The 21050-nt window shown below is 44.0% G+C and carries 19 protein-coding genes; 5 read left to right on the forward strand and 14 right to left on the reverse strand.

What is annotated here, in order from left to right; translation table 11 throughout:
- Positions 1 to 43 precede the first annotated feature (43 nt).
- Positions 44 to 331: an SRPBCC family protein gene (locus TTER_RS05900; RefSeq protein ID WP_012875102.1), complete on the reverse strand. Its 288-nt coding sequence runs from the start codon at positions 329 to 331 to the stop codon at positions 44 to 46.
- A gap of 73 nt (positions 332 to 404) precedes the next feature.
- Here TTER_RS05900 and TTER_RS15760 point away from each other — a divergent pair, with 73 nt between their 5' ends.
- Positions 405 to 974 (forward strand): phytanoyl-CoA dioxygenase family protein, encoded by a 570-nt coding sequence (locus tag TTER_RS15760; RefSeq protein WP_049822970.1) that lies wholly within the window; start codon positions 405 to 407, stop codon positions 972 to 974.
- Between the two features lie 919 nt (positions 975 to 1893).
- On the opposite strand, the gene TTER_RS14680 is transcribed toward TTER_RS15760, so the two are convergent.
- On the reverse strand, positions 1894 to 2772 hold the full coding sequence (locus TTER_RS14680; protein WP_012875104.1) for a formyltransferase family protein: 879 nt from the start codon (positions 2770 to 2772) through the stop codon (positions 1894 to 1896).
- A 68-nt stretch (positions 2773 to 2840) separates the two neighbouring features.
- Here TTER_RS14680 and TTER_RS05915 point away from each other — a divergent pair, with 68 nt between their 5' ends.
- On the forward strand, positions 2841 to 3158 hold the full coding sequence (locus TTER_RS05915; protein ID WP_012875105.1) for an oxidative damage protection protein: 318 nt from the start codon (positions 2841 to 2843) through the stop codon (positions 3156 to 3158).
- Complete coding sequence (locus tag TTER_RS05920; protein ID WP_012875106.1) at positions 3155 to 4573, forward strand: CUAEP/CCAEP-tail radical SAM (seleno)protein; 1419 nt, start codon at positions 3155 to 3157, stop codon at positions 4571 to 4573. The genes TTER_RS05915 and TTER_RS05920 overlap by 4 nt, the downstream gene beginning before the upstream one ends.
- Here the strand turns inward: TTER_RS05920 and TTER_RS05925 are convergent.
- From TTER_RS05925 to TTER_RS05935, 3 genes are all read right to left on the reverse strand, one after another.
- On the reverse strand, positions 4570 to 5883 hold the full coding sequence (locus TTER_RS05925; protein WP_012875107.1) for an ATP-grasp domain-containing protein: 1314 nt from the start codon (positions 5881 to 5883) through the stop codon (positions 4570 to 4572). The two genes, TTER_RS05920 and TTER_RS05925, sit on opposite strands and share 4 nt — an antisense overlap.
- Positions 5884 to 6030: 147 nt before the next feature.
- The gene (locus TTER_RS05930; RefSeq protein ID WP_012875109.1) at positions 6031 to 7797 is read right to left on the reverse strand and encodes an ABC transporter ATP-binding protein; all 1767 of its coding nucleotides are present in this window, start codon (positions 7795 to 7797) and stop codon (positions 6031 to 6033) included.
- A gap of 19 nt (positions 7798 to 7816) precedes the next feature.
- Positions 7817 to 9598: a M3 family oligoendopeptidase gene (locus TTER_RS05935; protein ID WP_012875110.1), complete on the reverse strand. Its 1782-nt coding sequence runs from the start codon at positions 9596 to 9598 to the stop codon at positions 7817 to 7819.
- 172 nt (positions 9599 to 9770) lie between these two features.
- On the opposite strand from TTER_RS05935, the gene TTER_RS05940 reads away from it, so the two are divergent.
- Positions 9771 to 10448, forward strand: a complete 678-nt coding sequence (locus tag TTER_RS05940; protein ID WP_012875111.1) for a transglutaminase-like domain-containing protein — start codon at positions 9771 to 9773, stop codon at positions 10446 to 10448.
- A gap of 2 nt (positions 10449 to 10450) precedes the next feature.
- Here the strand turns inward: TTER_RS05940 and TTER_RS05945 are convergent, their stop codons facing one another.
- From TTER_RS05945 to TTER_RS16365, 8 genes are all read right to left on the reverse strand, one after another.
- Positions 10451 to 11485 (reverse strand): magnesium transporter CorA family protein, encoded by a 1035-nt coding sequence (locus tag TTER_RS05945; RefSeq protein ID WP_012875112.1) that lies wholly within the window; start codon positions 11483 to 11485, stop codon positions 10451 to 10453.
- Positions 11486 to 11599: 114 nt separating this feature from the next.
- Positions 11600 to 12250 (reverse strand): DNA-3-methyladenine glycosylase, encoded by a 651-nt coding sequence (locus tag TTER_RS05950; protein WP_012875113.1) that lies wholly within the window; start codon positions 12248 to 12250, stop codon positions 11600 to 11602.
- Positions 12240 to 13025, reverse strand: a complete 786-nt coding sequence (locus TTER_RS05955) for a WecB/TagA/CpsF family glycosyltransferase (protein WP_012875114.1) — start codon at positions 13023 to 13025, stop codon at positions 12240 to 12242. Before TTER_RS05955 ends, TTER_RS05950 begins: the two co-directional genes overlap by 11 nt.
- Positions 13026 to 13035: 10 nt before the next feature.
- The gene (locus tag TTER_RS05960) at positions 13036 to 14031 is read right to left on the reverse strand and encodes an NAD-dependent epimerase/dehydratase family protein (RefSeq protein WP_012875115.1); all 996 of its coding nucleotides are present in this window, start codon (positions 14029 to 14031) and stop codon (positions 13036 to 13038) included.
- Positions 14032 to 14108: 77 nt separating this feature from the next.
- Positions 14109 to 15284 carry a glycosyltransferase family 4 protein gene (locus TTER_RS05965; protein ID WP_012875116.1) on the reverse strand — a complete coding sequence of 392 codons (1176 nt, stop codon included), beginning with the start codon at positions 15282 to 15284 and terminating at the stop codon, positions 14109 to 14111.
- Positions 15284 to 16672: a hypothetical protein gene (locus TTER_RS05970; protein WP_041424392.1), complete on the reverse strand. Its 1389-nt coding sequence runs from the start codon at positions 16670 to 16672 to the stop codon at positions 15284 to 15286. The genes TTER_RS05965 and TTER_RS05970 overlap by 1 nt, the downstream gene beginning before the upstream one ends.
- Before the next feature lie 35 nt (positions 16673 to 16707).
- Positions 16708 to 17445, reverse strand: a complete 738-nt coding sequence (locus tag TTER_RS05975; protein WP_012875118.1) for a class I SAM-dependent methyltransferase — start codon at positions 17443 to 17445, stop codon at positions 16708 to 16710.
- Between the two features lie 16 nt (positions 17446 to 17461).
- Positions 17462 to 18763 carry an O-antigen ligase family protein gene (locus TTER_RS16365; RefSeq protein ID WP_012875119.1) on the reverse strand — a complete coding sequence of 434 codons (1302 nt, stop codon included), beginning with the start codon at positions 18761 to 18763 and terminating at the stop codon, positions 17462 to 17464.
- 36 nt (positions 18764 to 18799) lie between these two features.
- Here TTER_RS16365 and TTER_RS14685 point away from each other — a divergent pair, with 36 nt between their 5' ends.
- The gene (locus TTER_RS14685; protein WP_012875120.1) at positions 18800 to 19777 is read left to right on the forward strand and encodes a sulfotransferase family protein; all 978 of its coding nucleotides are present in this window, start codon (positions 18800 to 18802) and stop codon (positions 19775 to 19777) included.
- Here TTER_RS14685 and TTER_RS05990 read toward each other — a convergent pair.
- Positions 19746 to 21041, reverse strand: coding sequence for an MATE family efflux transporter (locus TTER_RS05990; protein ID WP_041424394.1), 1296 nt, complete (start codon positions 21039 to 21041; stop codon positions 19746 to 19748). The genes TTER_RS14685 and TTER_RS05990 overlap by 32 nt on opposite strands.
- Positions 21042 to 21050: the final 9 nt, after the last annotated feature.

Consider the following 21050-nt stretch of genomic DNA (forward strand, 5'->3'; position numbering starts at 1 on the left):
AGAAACTCCTCATGCTCCACCCAATTCTAGGTGGCGATCCACATCATGCCGCAACTATGGAGTGGCTAACCACTTGCAGGTGTGATCTCACTACCACAGGCGACGCATCCAGCGTGCGACCATGGCGAGCGCCACTACGTAGCCCATTGTCGTGAATATAGGCACTAACGGATTGCTTGATTCTTCCGTGGTCGTTCCCGGAATTTAGCTGTTCGATCTGCACCACATAGGTCCACCAATCAGGATAACGGTCCACTCTGCTGAGTTCATCCCATACGCGCTCGATGGGTGCCTCAACTTGCCAGACGGATAAGAACAAGTAGTTGGCCACCAGCAGACCTCCTTGTTCAGGGTATCATGCTGACATGTATAGCGGACTCAAGAGTGAAGAGGGATATCTCTATTTGCCTGAATTCCTCGAGCGCGATCTGGTACTCGAGGCCAGGCACAACATCACCGAGAGGCTAGCTCAGGAGGGGTTGATCGATCCCAACTATCCTGCGGAGGAGGCTGTGGCCGCACCAGGACTTGATCTTGCGTTCAAGCCCGACCTCGCCCACGACAACGAGCCACTGCACCGCCTGCTCTACAGTGGCAAGATGATGGAGTTCTATGAGAGCCTGCTTGGCGGTGAGGTGCGCCACTTCGACTTTACATGGATGAGGGCGATAGCCCCGGGCAGGTACACCAAACCTCACGGTGACATCGTATTTATGGGCCGCGGTACGCATGACCTGTATACGGCGTGGGTTCCTCTAGGAGATATCCCCATACAGATGGAAGGATTGATGGTGCTCGAGGGCTCGCATCGGGTTGGTTACGTCAGGGAGGAGTACACTCAGAGGGATGTGGACTCATACTGCGAGAACATCCCCGAGCAAAGAGAGCGCGCTCTGCAAGGTGGCTGGGTGTGGGATGGCACCATATCAGACAACCCAGGGAACTGCGCGACCAGTTCGGAAGCAGGTGGCTGACTGCATGCGAATACCGGGCAGGTGACCTGCTGACCTTCACCTCGTATACTCTGCATGCCAGTCTGGACAACCATACCAACTGCATACGGCTCTCCTCGGACTCGCGTTACCAGCTTGCAAGCCTGCCAATCGACAAGCGCTGGATAGGAGAAGCCCCGGTAGGGCACGGGCCTGCGGCCAAGCGCGGACTGATCTGCCGATAGGGTATCAGCCAGTGCTAAATACAACACTGTTCTTGGCGATCATCGTCTCTGTTGGTGTTTTGCTATGGACCATGCGCGATTATCGCTTCGCAGCACACAACTCCTAGACACCACGGACTGCACTGTAATGGAAGGTATTCCTGCGTTTCTCGACCAAGCACTATGCTCACATGAACAATATAAATTTACATAACAATAAAATTGCTGTAGAGTAGTTGTGATTGGGGATAAGCTCGGAGCGACATGTTCACTCCCCAGGTCCAGTACCAATTTCGATCCGCGTACTCCGTCGTGGGAGATGGCATCTACAGATCACAGATAATTCACACGCGGGCCATAATTCGTATGAAAAGCTGTTGTATAGATGCCATAGGTCTGGATCGGCAGTGTTCATTGCCAAAGATTTGGATGGCTCCGATGGTCACGTTGTAGGTTTCGAGAGCACCGCATGCCAGATCCACTTCATGATAGACCCATAGACTTATATGGGTGAGCTTACGGTCGCCAGGGAAGCGGAGGACCATGGGGTCGTCGAAGACTGGCCAGGAAGGAGGCTTCTATACTCCTCTGGGACCCATCTGGGCTATATAGAGGAAAGAGTGAAGCTCACAAAGGCGTTGACCGGCTTATAACCTCTGATAGGACACACAACAGCAAGCATCAGGAAGTGACTTCGCAGAAGGCACGTTCTGCGAAGTAATGTTCGTGTTGACAAGTTATTGATTAGCTGGGATGATTCTGACCGCGCCATCTCGAAATCTTACCAAGACAGTACTATCTTCTGATCTTATTTCTTCTCCCATAGGCTCTTGTGTGTATTCCAGTGCCTTCAAAACAGGAATACTGCCGAAAACGCCTGATATGCTAGGAAGCCAAACACCCTCTATACCCCTAAGGAATCTAAATGCTCTCTCTGCTGTCCAGTCAGGACTCACAACCAAATTCTCTGACTTTGGGAAGGGATTATAAGTAGCTAGCTCTTCGTTTTGCTCCATTGGTATTAGGGTATCAATATTTGCTATAGCTGCCTCTAGCAGATCAGCTCCGATTCTGGCACATAAGTCTTCAAGCTCCAAATAACTTGTACCTACTGGTATATTTACCTTTTGCTGTAAGATTATAGGCCCTTCGTCTAGTTCCTCTGTTACCTTGTGCACGGTGACACCAGTTTCTCTATCACCATAGTATAGGGTCCAAAAGATGGGGTCTGGTCCCCTATTGGCAGGTAGCAGAGATGGATGTAGATTAATAAAACCCTTGTTCGGTATCGAGATAATATTCTTTTTTACCCTGTACGGGAAGCAGAGTAATACACCTATATCTGGTTTGGAGGCTGCAAGCTCCTGCTCTATTTGGTAAAGCTGCTTTTTTTCATTAATGATTCTTACTCTGTCCTTGTCTATAAGCCTCAGTAAGTCTGCATAATTTATGTCAATAGGAGATAATTTCTTATCTCTTCTAGGAAGTTGCTTAGTGTGTATAGCTATCACTACGGGATTGAATAGTCTATTTGATAATAACCTGTACAGAGGGTAAGTGGCGAACTTACATATGGAACATAGTATTGCAATGTTTATTTTGCTCTTTGATTCCACCTAAGTATTCCTATAACTTACCTATAGCAGATATACTTGTATGACGGTGTTTGGAGGTTTTCTATAACATGCCTAGAACAGTCTTCTGTGTAAAACTTGGCAAAGAGCTTCCAGGTCTAGATGAACCCCCATTTCCTGGTGAGCTTGGTCAGCGCATCTATGAAAACGTATCTGCTCAAGCCTACCAACTTTGGGAGGAGCAGGCAAAACTTATAATCAATCACTATGGTTTGAATATGGCTGACCCCGAGGCTAGGGCGTTCCTTAGGGAACAGATGGAAGAGTTCTTCTTCGGCGAGAACGCTCAGATGCCTGAAGGATGGATACCAGTGGGGGCATCCTCCCCCAAGGGCGGAGCTAAGGGAGGAGCAGCTCCAAGGAAGTGAGGGCCGCTGGAGATATAGTCCTCTTAGCTGTATACGAGCTTGGGCACCAGCCTCTATCCCTAGCATCTCCTGTTGCCTTCCTAAAGCGAGCTGGGTTTTCCCCCGTAGCTATTGACCTTAGTATTGAGAACTTGGATCTTTCTAGAGTATCTAATGCCAAGCTCGTCGCGATATCTACTCCTATGCATACTGCCATGAGGCTTGCCGTCCCAGTAGCCAGGGAGATACGGAGCATCAATCCCAATGCTCATATATGTTTCTATGGTCTTTATGCTTACCTTAACGCCAACTATCTCTTATCTAGCGTTGCGGATTCCGTCTTAGCTGGTGAATACGAGCAAGCTCTTGTGGATCTGGCCTTGAGGCTTGAGGCACAAGATTCCGCTCAGCATGATAGATCGGGAATTTTCACCTCTGGTCCACCAAGTCCTATATTAACCAAGCTGAATTTTATGCTGCCTCACAGAGAAAGTTTGCCTCCTATAGAAATGTATGCTGCTCTTAGGCATGAAGGTCGACTTAGAAAGGCTGGGTATGTTGAAGCTACTCGTGGCTGCCTCCATACATGTACTCACTGTCCTATTCCTCCGGTGTATGGGGGAAGATTCTTCGTTGTTCCTAAAGACGTAGTAGTAGAGGATATAAGACAGCAGGTTAATGCAGGGGCTACACATATTACCTTTGGAGATCCTGATTTTCTTAATGGTCCTGGGCATGTTCTAAAGATTTTGAGAGCTGTACATGAGGAGTTTCCATTTCTCACCTTTGATGCGACTATCAAGATCGAGCACATAATCGAGAAGAGAGATTTATTTACGGAATTGCGTGAGCTGGGATGTATTTTTGTGGTCTCAGCTGTGGAATCCGTCAACGAGGATGTACTTAGAAATCTAGAGAAAGGTCATACTCGACAGGATGTTGAAGAGGCATTGTCCATTCTCAGGCAGAATGATATAGAGATGAACCCTTCCTTATTACCATTCACTCCTTGGGAGACATTGGACAGCTTTATTGAACTGCTCCACTTTGTGGAAGATCACGATCTTATTCCTAATGTTTCTCCTGTGCACTACTCCATAAGGCTATTGGTTCCTCCTGGGTCTCTTGTGCTTCCCAAGCTGGAACAGATGGGAGTATTGGGTGCCCTGGATGAGGAATCGTTTACTTACGTATGGTCCCACCCTGATACAAGAATGGACGAACTCTACCATGAGATATCGGTGCTGGTTCAGGAGATGGTATCCCAGAATAAGACTAATTATGAGATATTTGATCGATTGAAAGCTGTAGCCTACGCAAAGGCAGGATTACCGATACCTGATGCTCCCGTTAGGAATTCTTATAGAGAAGCACCAGGTCTTACAGAGCCTTGGTATTGCTGTGCCGAACCCTTGAACAATAACTTGCGTTGTTAGTGCACGTTTGAAGTCAGCCCTTCTTCGCTCTTGAGATGGAAGTGCCGGTTGATAATGGGAATTTCAGGAGTTATCTCTATCTTCAAGAGCGAATGCGCTTTCCTCAAGGAGTACTCTACCTTTTCTGGCGTTGGACCTTTAGCGAATATAAAACCTAGATAGGTTGCCCCTTCGGGAAGTGGTGTCACATGGGATTTGAGTGGTATATTTATGTCTATGTTCTCAATACCCTCGATCGAGAGGGCTTCTTCCATCCCGCTTACTTTGTTTAGTATGCCGCTACGCGGAATGGGGATCATCATCACGCCTGTAGCTATATTGTTATCTTTGATTGTGAGCCAATTTATACTAGCCGTGTTACCTAGGCTGTGCCGTATTATAAGTTCCTCAAGTGACATTCCTAGCTTGTACTCCAATATGGTAGAGCACTTACCCCCAATAGCCCTAGCCGCTATCTCTATTAGATGGATGCTGTCATCGTTCACACGTAATTCCGCGTGTATGGGGCCATGCTTCAAACCTATTGCCTTGCTAGCTAGCTGGATAAGATTTACTACTCTCCCTTGTATATTTGGTGACAGCCTAGATGGAGTCACATATATAGTCTCTTCAAAGAAGGGCCCTTCCATTGGATCTGGTTTATCAAATATAGCTATAAGTGTTAGTTCTCCATTTGTTAGTAATCCATCAACTGCTATTTCAAATCCAGGTACATATTCTTCCACCAGTATCTGTGTGGATGGATCCGATCCGTCTTCTAGAAGCATGTTCCTTATCCTGGAGAAAGCCTCTATGAACTCTGTAGGGTTATTAGCTTTAATGACCCCACGGCTAGCTGCGAGACTTACAGGTTTTATTACGCACGGATAAAATGATCTTGTGGCTAAAGTGTGTTCATCCGCATCTAGCCTTGATGAATAGAAGCGTATATTTGATAGTCCTGCCTTAGTTAGTGTCTCTCTTAACTTGGACTTGTCTCTTGAAATACCAACGCTCTGGGGGGTATTCCCAGGGAGCCCCATTTTTTGGGCTATAACCGATGCCAATACAACGGAGCTGTCATCTATACCTATTACTGCGGATGGTCTTTTTCCTGCGAACGCTTTTACTACCGAGTCTGCAGCGTCTTCAACTTTCCCGAAGTCTACTGCTACTACGTCATACGGCATTTGTCTATTAATATTAGGGGGCATATGATCAATAACGTGTAGTACCTTCACATCAAGTGATTTGGCAGCTTTCAAATAAGGTAGAACTCGGTATGATCCTGATGGGTATACAAGTATTATGGAAATCTTTTTCTCGTCCATTGCTTTTTTCTTGTTTACATCAACTTCACTATGCCGGTTATCTGGAGGATTACAGTAATAAGCGCCACTATTAGTATAATTAGCAGAGATACTGTTAGCCCTACATCCCCTCTCTGATCATAGTATTGTTCTGCTGGCAATTTGTCCTTATGTGTTTTCGACTGATGAGTCTGCTTCATCTACTCCTAGCTCTTCCGCTATTAGCTGTCTCCTGTATATTGATGCATATAGCCCATCTAACTCCAGTAGCTCTGAATGTTTTCCTTGCTCGACTATCTCCCCATCTGATAGCACGATTATCTGATCAGCATTCTGTATTGCTGATATTCTGTGGGCAACGATTATACTCGTCCTTTGTTGCATGACTGTCTTTAGCCTCTTTAGTATTTCACTCTCTGTGTTCGTATCTACGCTGGACAGCGCATCATCCAGTATCAATATCTTAGGATCTCTTGCTATAGCACGTGCTATAGTTGTCCTTTGTTTCTGACCGCCGGAAAGAGTCACTCCTCTTTCCCCTACTATTGTCTCGTATCCCTTGGGGAACTGTTCTACATCCTTACTTAGCTGGCTGACCTCAGCTGCCCAACGGACTAGGGACTCATCCTTGTTGTTTGTTCCGAATGTTATGTTCTCTTTCAACGTATCTGAGAACAGAAAAGTATCCTGAGTAACGAACCCTATGTTCTTTCTAAGAACCTTGAGAGGTATTTGTCTTATGTTAATTCCATCTATCAGGATTTGCCCCTCTGTTGGATCCCACAACCTTGGTACCAGGCTTACTAGCATACTTTTTCCTGATCCCGTAGGTCCGATGATACCTAATGTACTACCTGCGGGAACTTTGAGATTTATGTTTTTCAAGATCTTGTGAGACCCAATAGTTAACGAGACGTTTCGAAATTCGATCTCTCCTTCTATACTAGATATCTCTCTTAGGCCAGGTTCTTCATCTCTTATGGATGGCAGCTTGGAGATTATCTGCTCTATTCTGTTCATTGATGCCGCACCCTGCTGTATCAGGTTAACCACCCATCCTATAGAGATCATGGGCCAGCGCAGTGAGCCGATATAAAGCAAGAATTGAGTGAGTTCACCTATTGACATACGTCCTTGAATTACTTGTCTGCCGCCTATAAAGAGGAGTATTACCGTGGCTATGCCTGCGACTACGTACATGGATGGCCACAAAAGAGACTGGATCTTGATGAATGAGACACTGGCATCTAGATATTGTTTGTTTATTCGTTCAAAGTCCTTGATTTCATTATCCTCCTGGGCATAAGCTTTAATCACTCTTACGCCGGAGGCGTTCTCCTGCACCTTAGTAGACATATCCCCAAAGCTAGACTGAACGTATTCAAACCTTCTCTCTATAACTCTGCTGGAAACTATGAAGATAATACTCATCAAAGGTAGTATGAAGACAGAGTAAAGGGTCAACACTACGCTTATACTAAGCATGACTGATACTACGCTCACGAATGCCGCCAAAGTATTAAATAAGTTCGTTATACCTGGTGATACCGATCTCTGGATAGCATTCAAATCATTAGTGGCCCTTGCCATAAGGTCACCAGTGTGCCAGGACTGGAAAAATTGTCTATCTTGGAACTGCAGGTGTCTAAATAGCTTGTTTCTGAGCTCGTACTCTATCTCTCTGGCAACCCTGCCACCGAAGTATCTCGTGCTGAATCTAAAGTAGCCTTCAACTGCCGCTGCCAACAGTAGTAGCAAGGCATACACCCCAATCATCCTAAGTGATCTACTACTCTGCACGTAGTCTATAGACAGCCTTATGATATATGGCCCGAACAATGATGCTACGTTGGCAGCAATAGTGGATATGATGCTTATAATGAAGAATCGTTTGTATGGATATATTAACCTTGCTAGCTTAGATATATAGTTCACTTCATTGCCTTGAATATAACTAGGTTACTAGATCCTTGAATCTGGCTATGTCTTGCTTGATAACTTCCAAGCTTGATCTCCAGAAGCTTTTATATCTTATATTTATGCCGAACTTTAATGCTAGGTCTGCGGCACTGAACATACCAGTTGATGATAAAAGCTCGTCGTACTTAGCTTTGAACTCTTCTGGAGATTCCTCATAAGCTGCATACAGGCCTAGCCCGAACAGTAAGCCAAACATATACGGGAAGTTATAGAAATCGGATCCGTAGTAATGGGGTTTAGCTGCCCACATGTAGGGATGAAGCTTATCGCTATCTAGTGCGTCCCCATACGTAGCTTTTTGAGCCTCAGTCATGATGGACTTTAAGTCTTCTATTGATAGCTCCGTATCTTTCCTCCTATCTATGACCTCTTTCTCGAAGAGGAATCTAGATGTTATATCTACGACTATCTGACAGCTATTTTGTAGTGATCCCTCAAGAATGAGTATCTGTTCTTCCTTATCAGCATTCTCCAGGGCAGCTTTTTGTATTATTGTCTCACAAAATGTACTAGCGGTTTCAGCTAATGTCATTGGTGTTGACTTTTGTAAGTAAGTTCTATGGCTTTTATTGAGGTTATGATATGCGTGTCCAAGCTCATGGGCTAGAGTACTTACGCTATCAAAAGATGATTCATAGTTTGCAAGAATTCTCGATTCTTCCCCCTGTATGGAGATACAATATGCCCCTCCTACCTTGCCTACTCTTGGTTCTAGATCTATCCACCTGCTATCAAAAGCTCTCTGTGCGAATTCTCCTAGCTTCTGTGAGAACTTGCGAAATTGCTCAACTATGAATTCTTTTGCGTCTTGTGGTGTCCAGCTGCGGCTTGATCTTCCTACTGGAGCAAATATGTCATACCAAGCTAATTTGTCGACTCCAATGATACTGGCTTTTGTCTGCAAGTATTCTCTGAAGCTTGGGAATGATTCTTGAGCAGCTTCCATCATAGCATTGAGTGTTTCAAAGTCTATTCTATTCCTGAACAATGCCTGATCTAGTGGAGAGCTCCACCCTCTTCTCTGTGATATTGTTAGGCTCTCTCCTTTGATGCTGTTTAGAGCAGATGCTATAGGTAGTGCCCACCGCTCCCAAGCTGAGATTTCCGCTTTATAAGCGTTTTCCCTTACTTTTCTATCACTGTGTAGTGCTAGATTTCTAACTGCGCTTATAGGTAACTCTTTTTCACCTTCTGGGAGAGATACAGTGGCAGTGATCTGAGATGTGAGGTTGCTGTATAGCTTTTCCCATGCAGTGGATCCAGTTAGAGCAAGATCCGAGTATAAATCTTCTTGTTCTGGATGCATTAGGTGCTTGGCACGAATCTGGGTTTCCCTAAGATAGAATTCGTGGTTTTTTGCTATCTCTGAGCGCTGGATGACTTCTTCTAGATTAAGTTTACCTATCCATGCGGTAATCCTTGAGTTGATTTGTTGTATTTGGGCGCCATACCTATCCAGCTCGCTTAGCTTCCTTTGTGCTTCTATATTGCGTGAGTCTGCTGTTACCATGCAATAGACATAGGAGTAGAGCTTATGATAGTTCTCGCCTAGTGTGTTAGAGGTCTCTATTATCTTATCTAGGACCTGTACCTGCTCTTCGTGAGAATCTATCTTTTCTATGTCTTCTAGTGTTTGTCTTAGGCTATCTATATGTGTTTTGACCGCCTTTAATGTGTCTCCATATTGTGCTGAGTTTAGAGAGGGGAATATGCTTTCTAGGTCCCAGCGCATATCCTTTACTTGTTTTTCCTGCATACTGCTTTTCTCCCTTTTCTTATCTCTCTCTGCTAGGATAGATCTTTTTCTTTGTTTGTGGCAATTTTTTATCTCATGGGATATGTAAACGAAGGCTGGGGCGATCGACCAGGTTGAAGTTTATGGTAGTAGGTTTATAATTCGGTAAACACGCACAACTAGGAACCATACCATGATACCTGTTATATCTTACATTCACCGAAGGGTTATTGCTTTCTTTGCTTACTTCCTGTGGGTGCTGCTGGTACTATACCCAGATCCGATGATGTTAATGAGATCTATCCCCAACGCCATGAATCCCGATATAGACACGCAAGCTGTGGCATCTATTGCTAAAGATCTTCCTGATGATCCCACTTTTATAGAAAAAAAGGTGAATACCGAATATGTGAAGTATGCCGTTCCTTGGGAACTATATGGAGTCCCTTGGTACTTCCCTACTACTGAAGAGGTATTGAGGCTTGGAAAAGGCGACTGTCAAGGGCGAATGCTGGTATTAGCTAGCATACTAAAGGCCAAGGGTATACCGTATAGCATAGAGGGCTCACTTGATCATATATGGGTGCAATATCCCAAGAAGTTGCCTAATCCTCTAGAAAACGACTCGATAGTAATAGCCAGGAGAAACCTAGGCACTCTAAAAGTAGAAATGCCCAAGCGCTGGGACTGGAAAGAGAGTTACAGGATAGAAAAAGAGTACTTCTGGGATCCAATGCCCACAAACAGAAAGATTATTCTGTTCGGTGGAATATTAGTTATAGCAGCAAGACGCTTATGGCTAATCGCCATCGAAAGACTATTAGAAAAGGTGAAAACAACAAAAGTCCGTGGGTGGGAAGTACGGTACTAAGATTACCACAACCCTTTTCGCCTAAAAGCCAAGATCAGAGCTAGAACAGTAATTAGCATTAGAACTATTATCGCCAAGAATGAATATGGGTTATCTCCAAACTCGGGTTGAAAAGGCAGTGGTATGTTCATGCCCCAGATGCCGGATATGAGAGTAAGCGGCAACAGCAGGACGCTTATGATCGTCAATATACGAAGTGTTTCATTCGTCCTATAGCTATACAGGGTATTAAACGTATCATCAAATGTCTCTACTAACTCCCTAAACTCCCCCAGCATGTCCCATACTTTTTGAAAATGATCGAGTACATCACCCCAGTAAGGCTGCATACTCTCTGCCAGAACAGCAGCTCGCCCGTTTTCCAGTTGAGATATCACCAACATATCGGGACGAATGATCCTCCTAATGCTGATGATATCATGCCTGTAGTCTGCAAGATCGCGCACTGCCCTTCTAGGGTCGCCCCGGAATATCCTTTCGTCAAGCAGGTCTAGTTTTTGATCTATTCGAGTCATCATTGGGAATAAGTAGTTGGTGAGCCTGTCTATGATGTGATAGAGTAGCATTTCTGCACCTTGAGACATATAGTGTTCCCTGCTTTCTTCGTCCTCCTCTGCTCTGGCCCACATCGACAAAAGCGGCTTCAACTGACCATCGTGCACTGAAACCACATAGTCTTTACCCATAAAGAAATCAACTTCACTAGGTACTGCTACTCTCTCCGAGGGGTCATATATGGGGAAATGCAACACCAAGAAGATATAGGTAGTGTAGTCATCCAGTTTTGGCCTTTGAATTTTACTCATTACATCATCCAATGCCAAAGGATGAAAGCCAAACTCTTGCTCAAGGTAAGTAATGTCTTCTAAGGTAGGTCTATGGATATCTATCCACCGCAAACCCTTGTATTTGATCTCCCTCCTTTTCTCACGTAAATCAAAGCCTATAGGTGGAGACGCAGTTTCACCACGCTTTGCTATATTTCTAAGCGGACCTGCAAAGCTTCTTATTCTGTCAGTTCTGCGGATGTTAGACACCTAAAGTCCCCTAACAGCTGAGTAAAAAGTTCTGTAGCCAGATAAAGGGTACTACCTATAAAGGCAACAGGCAAGGTGAGGAATATATAAATAAGCCTTGTGGACAATAGAGAACTAGGCTGGATTTAAAGTTTTAGCAGATATCCACACCGAATCCTTCTCGTAAAATCTCCAGGGCAAATTCAGGCCATTACGTATACCAATCCTCGCACTACGCTCTATCTCTATTTGTTTCCTGTTTCGAGGTATAAGTATACAAAGCCTTGGAGTATCCAAGATAACATTGCTTAAGGTCGAGTCTATCCCCATAGCTTGACAAAGCTTAGCAGGACCACTACAGAGATCTCTTAGGAAGCTTCTGCCACGCCTTCGCGTCATTATGTCAACGCCTTGAATCGGCTGACCAGCCCTAACCAGTACCGCCCCAGCAACACCTTTCGGAGACGTTACTACGTTGAAGCAGTAATGCATACCATAAGTAAAGTAGACATAGGATCTCCCTGGACTATCCCACATAGGCGCATTTCTCTTAGTCAATCCCCTAAATGCATGGGATGCGGGATCGTCCTCTCCCCCATACGCTTCTACCTCTACTATCCTTATTGCCGTGACTCCTTCGTGGTCTGTACTTACAAGGTATGAACCTATAAGGTCAATAGCTACCTTACATGGATTACGAGCATAGAAATCGTAATCAGGGAGGAAAGCATCTAAGAGAACGGAAATATCTTCCAGGGATATGGTAAGCACGCTCTTACCATTCACACGGATACTTCCTAAGTCCTAGAATCTGAAGAGATATGCTCCAGATAAAAAGTGGGTTATTTCTTAGATACCGCTTCCACAGCCTTCTAGGCTCGGTGACAAGCCTGAACAGCCACTCCAGCCCCGCCTGCCTCATCCATTCTGGCGCTTGTGCCTTCAGACCAGCATGAAAGTCGAAAGCAGCCCCAACACCTATCAGAACAGGAGCATCGAGTTTATCGCGGTGGTCGTACATCCACATCTCTTGTTTAGGAGTGCTTAAGCCAACCCAAACTATATCGGGGTTAGCTGAATTTATAGTCTCAACTATCTTTTGGTCTTCATCTTCAGACAAAGGGCCAAAAGGAGGAGTGTAGCACCCCACTATTTGGGCTCCGGGGAACTTCTCCTGAAGGGACTTCGCTAGCTTTTCTGCAACACCCGGGCCTCCCCCGTATAGAAAGTGCTTGTAGCCCCTTTCTATTCCTTGAGAAAAAACGGCAAGCATAAGATCTGGACCGTATACTCTAGTTACCCATTTGTTACCCGCAAGTTTATTTAGCCACACTAGCGGCATGCCATCTGGAGTAACTAGCCCAGCATGGTTATGTATTTTTTTCAACCTGGGATTGATTTGGCTTTCCATAACGCCATGTACACCAGTAACACACACATACTGCCTGTCCCGGAGCCTTATCCATGTATCTATCCTGGATAAGGCTCCTTTCATATCTATAGAACTTATACCTACCCCTAATATGTTAAGGCGTCCTTTATAGGTCGGAAGATTTCTCAACTTGCAGATCCTAAGAACTCACTGATACTTTGCTACTTTCTCTAGCAAGCTTCTGCCTGACTTGATCCTCAATCCACTCATAGGTACGCCTTAGCCCCTCTTCCAGAGATATCTGAGGCTCCCAGCCTAGAACTTGCCTTATACGGGTATTGTCGGAGTTTCTACCTCTTACCCCTTGAGGACCAGGCACGTGCTTCTTGATCACCTTTATTCCAGCTATATCGGCTACTATGTCCACAAGCTGATTGATAGTCACTAACCTATCTGTGCCTAAATTGAGGGGGAGATGATAATCACTCATCATTATCTTTTGCATACCTACTATACAATCGTCTATATAGCAAAAGCTCCTGGTCTGTTCACCATCCCCCCATATCTCGACCTCAGGGTTACCAGTAAGCTTAGCTATAGCGACCTTTCTGCATATTGCTGCGGGGGCTTTCTCTCGGCCACCATCCCATGTCCCTAGAGGTCCGTATATGTTATGGAATCGCACTATCCTTGTGTTGAAGCCGTACTCGTCGTGGTAGTGTATGCACAAACGCTCCGATACTAACTTTTCCCAACCATAGGCATCTTGAGGATCCGCAGGATAAGCATCCTCCTCCTTCAAAGGAGCGATATTAGCTTCCTGCTGCCTATACTCAGGATAAACACAAGCAGAGGATGTGAAGAGATATCTATCAACTCCATTTACCCTAGAAGCCTCTATCATGTGGGTGCTAATCAGGATGTTGTTATGGAGAATCCTTGCATGGTTGGAGGAGATAAAACCCATCCCTCCCATATCCGCAGACAAGTTGTAGACATATTCTACATCCTTGGTAGCCGTAAGGCAGTTTTCCCAACGTCTTAGATCCAGGATTAAGAACTCATCTGCAGGCGATGGTTCATATTCTGGATGCTTTATATCTACTCCTCTAACCCAGTGGCCTTGCTCCTTGAGGCTTTTGACTAGATGGTGACCTATAAAGCCTCCAGCTCCGGTTACTAATATCTTGCTCAAGCGTCAACCTCCTAACAACTCATAGAAGCCAATATATTTTACTTATCAAGAATAGTGCCCAAGTACATAATGAAGCTTTATTTCGATAAAACTTCACTATAGATATGCATCAGAGAATTATAGTTAGCATCGGCATTATAATTATCTTCGTAAGTTCTCCTTGCATTGACGCTCATCTCTGCCAGTTTGTTAGGACGAGATACTAAATAATTTATACTCTCTGCTAAGGACTCAGGGTTCCCAGGGGGATATTTTATGCCCTGAATGTCGTCTTCAATTAGAGAATCAAGACTGCCAATCTTACTACCTACTACTGGCAATCCGCAAGCATAGGCCTCCACGATTACCATTGGGAAAGCTTCGTACCATACAGAAGGGACAATCAATAGGGTCGCCTCTCGCATTTGATGCCTTACTTCGTCCTGAGCCAATCTACCCAAGTACTCAATGCGTCTATCATGCTGAGCTGCAGTTGCAACTTTCTCGATCAACGGGCCATCACCAACAATTCTTAACGGTAAGTTAAGGTCAAGAAGATGCCATGCTTCTAATAAGACCGATACTCCCTTCTCCTCAGATAATCTACCTACAAACAGAGCGTATCCACCTAGATGTGAGCCCTTACCCGGGTCATCTAGCAAGAAGTTGGGTTTTACATACACCTTTTGGGGGGATAATCCGCCCTCGATCACCTTTAACCGTGCGAATTCGGTAAGTGCTATATAGGCATCCACGTAGGTAGAAAAGGTGCGCAAACTTCTATGAAGGGTAAGCATTACCGCTACAGTCGTACTTCCCAGTCTACTCTGCCTGTAACACTTATGTAATACTCCAGGCCAGGGAACTGGTTTGTGCAGGCAGTCTTCGCAAACTCTATGATCCCTATAGAACTGTGCATTGAGGCAAAATAATCTATAGTTATGTAATGTTTGAACTACTCGAGCACCCGCTCTCTTCGCTGCCCAGTAAGCTGCTGGAGAGACTCTAGTGAATGTGTTGTGAAAGTGCACTATATCGATGCTGTTCCTAGTTACAGCTTCGTATACTAATCTATATCCCTTAGATGACCAAACTGTGTCACGTGCTATGGTCAAAGAATCCTTTATGGAGGGCTCATCTGGGATCTCATCGTTAGTTGCCTCTAGAGTAAAGACCTCATGCCCCCTACTTCGTAGCAGCTCGACTTCCGATCTAAATACCTGGTCCTCTCCACCAGGTTGCTTATAGTAGTTATGTACTACCAAGATACGCATTATCTCGTAATTCCCGATCGAGCATCACTATAGAGGTGAGATGCTGCAAGCAAAGCTTGCAATCGACCTCGTTGTAGGGCATCCAGGTCATAGCTATCTTGCCCTGATCTATCTTCAAACCACCTCAAAATTACGTCTACAAGATATGCCATATAAAGTCCTACTATCTGTCTGTAAGAAAGATCGGCGCCAATCAGCTTAGCCACACGTTGCCCCTCAGCAAGGCTCCGAGCAGCACTAGATTCTCCAGACATATTTTTTACTAATAAGTCTACTTGCATGACAAAGTGAAATGCGTCAGCAAGTGGAAACTGAGAAATCTTTCCGCTTTCCCAATCAAGAAGAACTAATCGCTTTGGAGTGAGGTATACGTTCCACGGAGCAAAATCCCCATGGGACAGCTGGGTATGTATACCTTTCTGGAGAATCGCGTCTTCGATGTACACGATAGATTCAGCTAAAGCGGCATTAAATTCTTGAGGCAATGAGTCTCTGATATCATCGTGTCTGGACGCAAGCTCGTACACAAGATCATCCACTAAATGTTGTCCAGCAGAAGATTCATAAGTCTCCTTCAGGAAGTTTATGTGTAAAGGTAAGAGGGTATAGCCAGATGGCCTGAGGTTACCAATAGGCCTGGTTATTATGTAAGTAAATGCTTCACCCGCTTCATATCCCAGAACAAAGGGTATCTCAAAAGACTCATATCCTCGACAACCAACATAATTCATCATATCGAACTCGTGTTGCAATGAAGCTATGGCTCTACCCGTGTCGCCAAGCTTAACAAAAACTATCGGGTATCCAGCTCCATCTGTTAGGCATGCCGTTACTTTCCTGGATGGCCCAGGTGTACCAGACGATAGTGTGATAAAGTGTTTGGCAGGATCGATTTCCACATATTTAGAAGCTATCTCGGTCAAGATTGGTACTTCGTCCTGAGCTATAAGCAGAGTGTCACCAAAGTGCTTAGACAATTTTGCGAGAGATAAAGACCTGCATACCCACTTATAGACCTTGCCTTTCAGAGCAAAGGGCTTGTATATATCCCATGCCCTGAAAGTGACTAGGGGATTATCGAGAGGAATATACCATCTGGCATCTCTAATATTTGGGAACACCCCATAGGTTCTAATAAATTTGAATCCCCGCCTACGAACATAATCCCAATCAGATCTATTCGGATTTAGGATCACTGCAGACCTTAAGACATCATTATGAGCATGACCATCGATACAGAGAGATGATTTACCAATTTTGATGACTGTATCACCGTCAGGATGAATATCGGAAGAGAGAAACGGGTAAAGACCCATGGGGATATACACAGGAAGAAGCCTAATTTGTGGGTGCAATAGATACCTCCAGGAGGATGATCTAGCGTCCACAGAGATATACCTCCTGGATGATATGCTTTAGTAGGTTATGCAGGAACACAGACATATAGCAGATCTACCGATATAGACCTAAGTATATGTATGTCTCTCGCTATCGAATCTACCTTGAAAGCCATTGGAGCAAGCGGGGTTCGATATAAAGTCGGAGGTATTATTCCAAACCCATAGTACCTAACTATCTTGAAACCAGCTGCATGGAACATTCTAGTGATTTCAGGAGGAGACATCTCGTTATGAATTTCTCCTTTCACCCACTTCCTGTAGAGTAGCGCCAGATGTCTAGCAGACCAAGAATTACCATGTACATTGGCAACTAGAATACCATTGCGCGAGACAAGTTTTGATCGCAAAACCCTAAGGACATCGATCCTTGTTTGAGATTCAGCGTTGAGAAGGAATCGAAAGCAGGTAATGATATCAAATTGGTCGTCCACCAAATCTGGATTTTGTAGGATATCTCCAACTATAAGCTCTGATCTTTTACACTTGGAAGCAGCTATCTTAATCATCGAGGGCGATATATCCAGTCCTACACTCTCACTTACCAGCGGCTCAACTGTAGATAGGATTCTTCCGGTACCACAAGCAAAATCTAGCAATCTTGACTCTTTCCTAGTAGAGGCAAAATCCTCGATCAACCTTAGTACTATAGGCTTTTGTAAAGACCATATTTTTGCAGAATAGCTATTGGGCGAATACTCAACTTGTTCGTATTCCTTAACAGCCTCTTCAGTTTGAAACCTAGTAGCGTAGCCAGAAGACATAGATAACTTACCTCTTTTAGTCTTTGGTTAGGAAAAGAGCAACATACAAAATCCAATAGAAAGGATAATACCAAATAAGCGTGGATTCGGTTAGGTTAGCAAGAAATAGAAAGCATAAGTACAACAAGGGCCAGAGACGATATATATGACCAATGTACCTAACTACAAAAAGTCTACGAACCGCAGTTAGAGAGATAATTGAATAGCTAATCAAAAAGAATGCTAATCCAACTAAGCCTAAATCAATTAGTATTTCCAAAAAGCCGTTATGGGCATGGAAAGGGTACCAACCAATCTGATTCCATATAGCGCTAGAAGGCCATCTATTACCTAACCAGAAGCTACCGTAACCATATCCTAACCACAGCCTACTTTGTATCATCGGTATAAGCGCTTCCCACAAAGGGACTCTGCCAGTAAGGTTAGGAGATCTACCAAGTGCCGCGAACACAACATGTAGGTTGCCAGCCAGGAGTAAACCCATCCCTAGCACTAAAGCCGTAGCACTAGACCATATAGGAACTAATACTTGTTTGTTTTTGATTTGGAACATCAAAAGGATGAATAAGAATAGCATTGCAATAGTTATTACTTTCGAGACAGCAGAGTCAGATAACCAAACCAATAGCGCTGAGGAAATCAACGCTATCGTTAGAGCAAGTCTCTTTCTCAAGGTTTCTGCTTGGCAGATTAATATAGCTCCTAGCACAGCAAACAATACAACAAGTTTCCCAAATGTATTCTTATGATAAAACACGCCCCTCCAGTTTCCAGCATGATAACCAGTCATAATTCCGTACTCAGGGCTAATCAAAACAAATACTACGCTACATGCTAAAGCTATCATCAAGGTGATGAATAGTAAATTTATCTGTTCTCTTTGATTAAATACGGATCCGATATATATACCTACTACAGTAGCCCCCAAAAGAATAATCAGCTTAGTCAGGGTAACAGAGGGATCAACTGCCCAAAGAAGAGATATACAACTCCAAATTAAGAACATCGATATCGGCCACACATGCCGTATTTTTGAAAGGATCAATTTTACTCGGAGTATCATTAGGATCAAAGTTGCAACATAGGATACATAGAAGAAAGGAATCATGGAATACACAATACTTATGAAATCAGCGCTTGGATGCCTCATTGAATAAAACAGAGGTATAAAGGCTCCAGAAGTCACCAAATAGGTATAAATTACCAAACAGTATTCAACAAAAAATGGTTTATGAAATCTTTGATTCGAGTTAGCTATATCAACTTCCTCCCGAAGAGACCATAACACTTCCATTATAAAGCGATGGGCAGTTATCATAAAAAGTAAATATAATAACGAATTGAGCGGGAGTGAATGTCTGATCAAATCAAAGTACTATACATTGCTGGATGGGGAAGAAGTGGCACGACCATCCTGGACAACATACTAGGACAGTATAGTGGCTTACTCTCTACTGGGGAGATAAGATACATCTGGCAAAGAGGTCTCTTAGAGAACAGACTTTGTGGTTGTGGGACACCTCTTCGAGAATGCACCTTCTGGCGAAACGTTTTAGATCCGGTAGTAGGTAATGATCAGGCCAAGATAGAGTATATGGCGTACTGGACCGAAAACGGGCTAAGATCCAGGCATATCCCTATGTTGGTACTTCCAGGAGCGGGTAATAGGCTTATATCAAGAATGGATACCTATAGGTATACGTTAGCTTCCTTGTACCAAGAAGTAAAAAAGAGGTCGGAATCACAAGTCATAGTGGACTCATCCAAGTTTCCTACATACGGCTACATCCTGGATAGCATCCCTAATATAGATCTCTATGTAGTTCATATGGTCAGAGACCCAAGGGCCGTAGCCTATTCGTGGATTAGAAAGAAAGAAATGAAAGACCGGGGAAGCAACAAATACATGAGAGGACATAGCCCTATAGAAAGCACTTTCTTTTGGCTTCTGTGGAACTCGACCATAGAGGCTCTTTGGAAGAAGAACGGTCCAGAGAAATATATCTTATTAAGATATGAAGATTTCGTACAAGACCCTAAGGGCACTACTGAGCATATACTTGACATGGTAGGAGTGAGCACTCAAGAGAACACACCTTTTGTAGACCAAAACACTGTTAAATTGTCTCCGACCCATACTGTGTCAGGTAATCCGAGCAGATTCAGCACTGGGGAGGTCGAGATAAAGCCCGATGATGAATGGAAAGAAAAACTAGACGCTAGATCTAAGCTACTGATTACATCCCTTGCTATGCCTATGATGCATCACTATGGATACCTAAACCTGGTAATCTTAGTGATTATGCTTGTATTAATGTATGCGAGCGCATAGCATTTACTAGCTTCCTGAACCAGAACAAGTCCACAAGAGAATAGCCTAGGTTCATTGCCAAGATTGCTCCATTTACCTTTAGGCTCAGGACCAGAAGAATCCCAGGGATCAGTGCCATGATGGTGGAAGAAACAAATATCGTAAAGAAGGACTTTGTCTCTCTAATAGCTCGCAATCCAGAAGATATTATTCTGCCGATATAGGTAACAAAATAGTACAAGGCAAAAAGCGCGAGAGTTAGGCCATACTGTTCATACTTAGGTCCATATACAAGTCGAAGAATTTCAGTTGAGAATATAGCCACTAAGCTGCAGTACATGATTAGCAATGGTGATGTAGCGGCAAAAGACAACTTTATCTGACGTTTGAAGCCTGCAATACCTTGTGTATCAAGTGCCCTGCTAAACCTGATAGGAAGTATAGTATCAAGAAATATGAGCGGGACATTTAATGGACCAAGTATGACCTGTACAGCCTTTATAACTCCTGCTGCAAAAGGCCCTACAAGCACAGCAGTTATGTAAACATATATCTGCACTGACATCCAGTAGCCAATTCTACCGGCTGCCACCCATTTACCGTAGTCCCATATCTCCCTAACTATAGCAGAGCTTATTTCAGAACATATTGCATGCCGTATCTGCAAAGCTCCTAACACGGACGCAGCTGCAGACGTAACTGCCAGAGAGTACAAAGCTGTAACGCTGGTCAAGCTGCTTGTTAGCCACAGCAGCACCAACAATACAATCTGGCCCCCATAGCTCACAAAGTCATTAAGTAGTACCCCACACAGCCTGTCTTCCGTATACAGTATGCGTCTTACAAATTCTTGCGCCTGCCAAGCCACTAAAGCGCAAATTGTAGATAATACTAGCGCATTTATTCCAGGAGAAAATATGCTAGATAAAGCTAAGGCTATGATACCTAGCAATACTGCAAGCAGTATAAAAGCAAGCTGAAAGACGGCAGTAGTAGTTGTATATATATTGTATTCTCTACCCTTCTTAGTGACAGCAAGCACATTATGAGCTTGAGTTATAAGACCAGTCTGAATGTTATTAGCTAAGAGTAAGGCAGTGTAAATAAGGGTAAATACTCCAAAGTCATGTGGATGCAGCTGCCTGGCCAGCAAGACCATTACAGTAAAATTGCCTGCAGATATCAAAGCTTGGTCGATAAGACCAAGCGCATTCTTCCCTAGAATATAACTTTTGTATATAGATAGCATCTTATGCCATAGATTTTTCTCTATAACCAAAGACATAGCCCTCAT

The sequence above is a fragment of the Thermobaculum terrenum ATCC BAA-798 genome, assembly GCF_000025005.1.
In the GTDB taxonomy this organism is placed as follows: domain Bacteria; phylum Chloroflexota; class Chloroflexia; order Thermobaculales; family Thermobaculaceae; genus Thermobaculum; species Thermobaculum terrenum.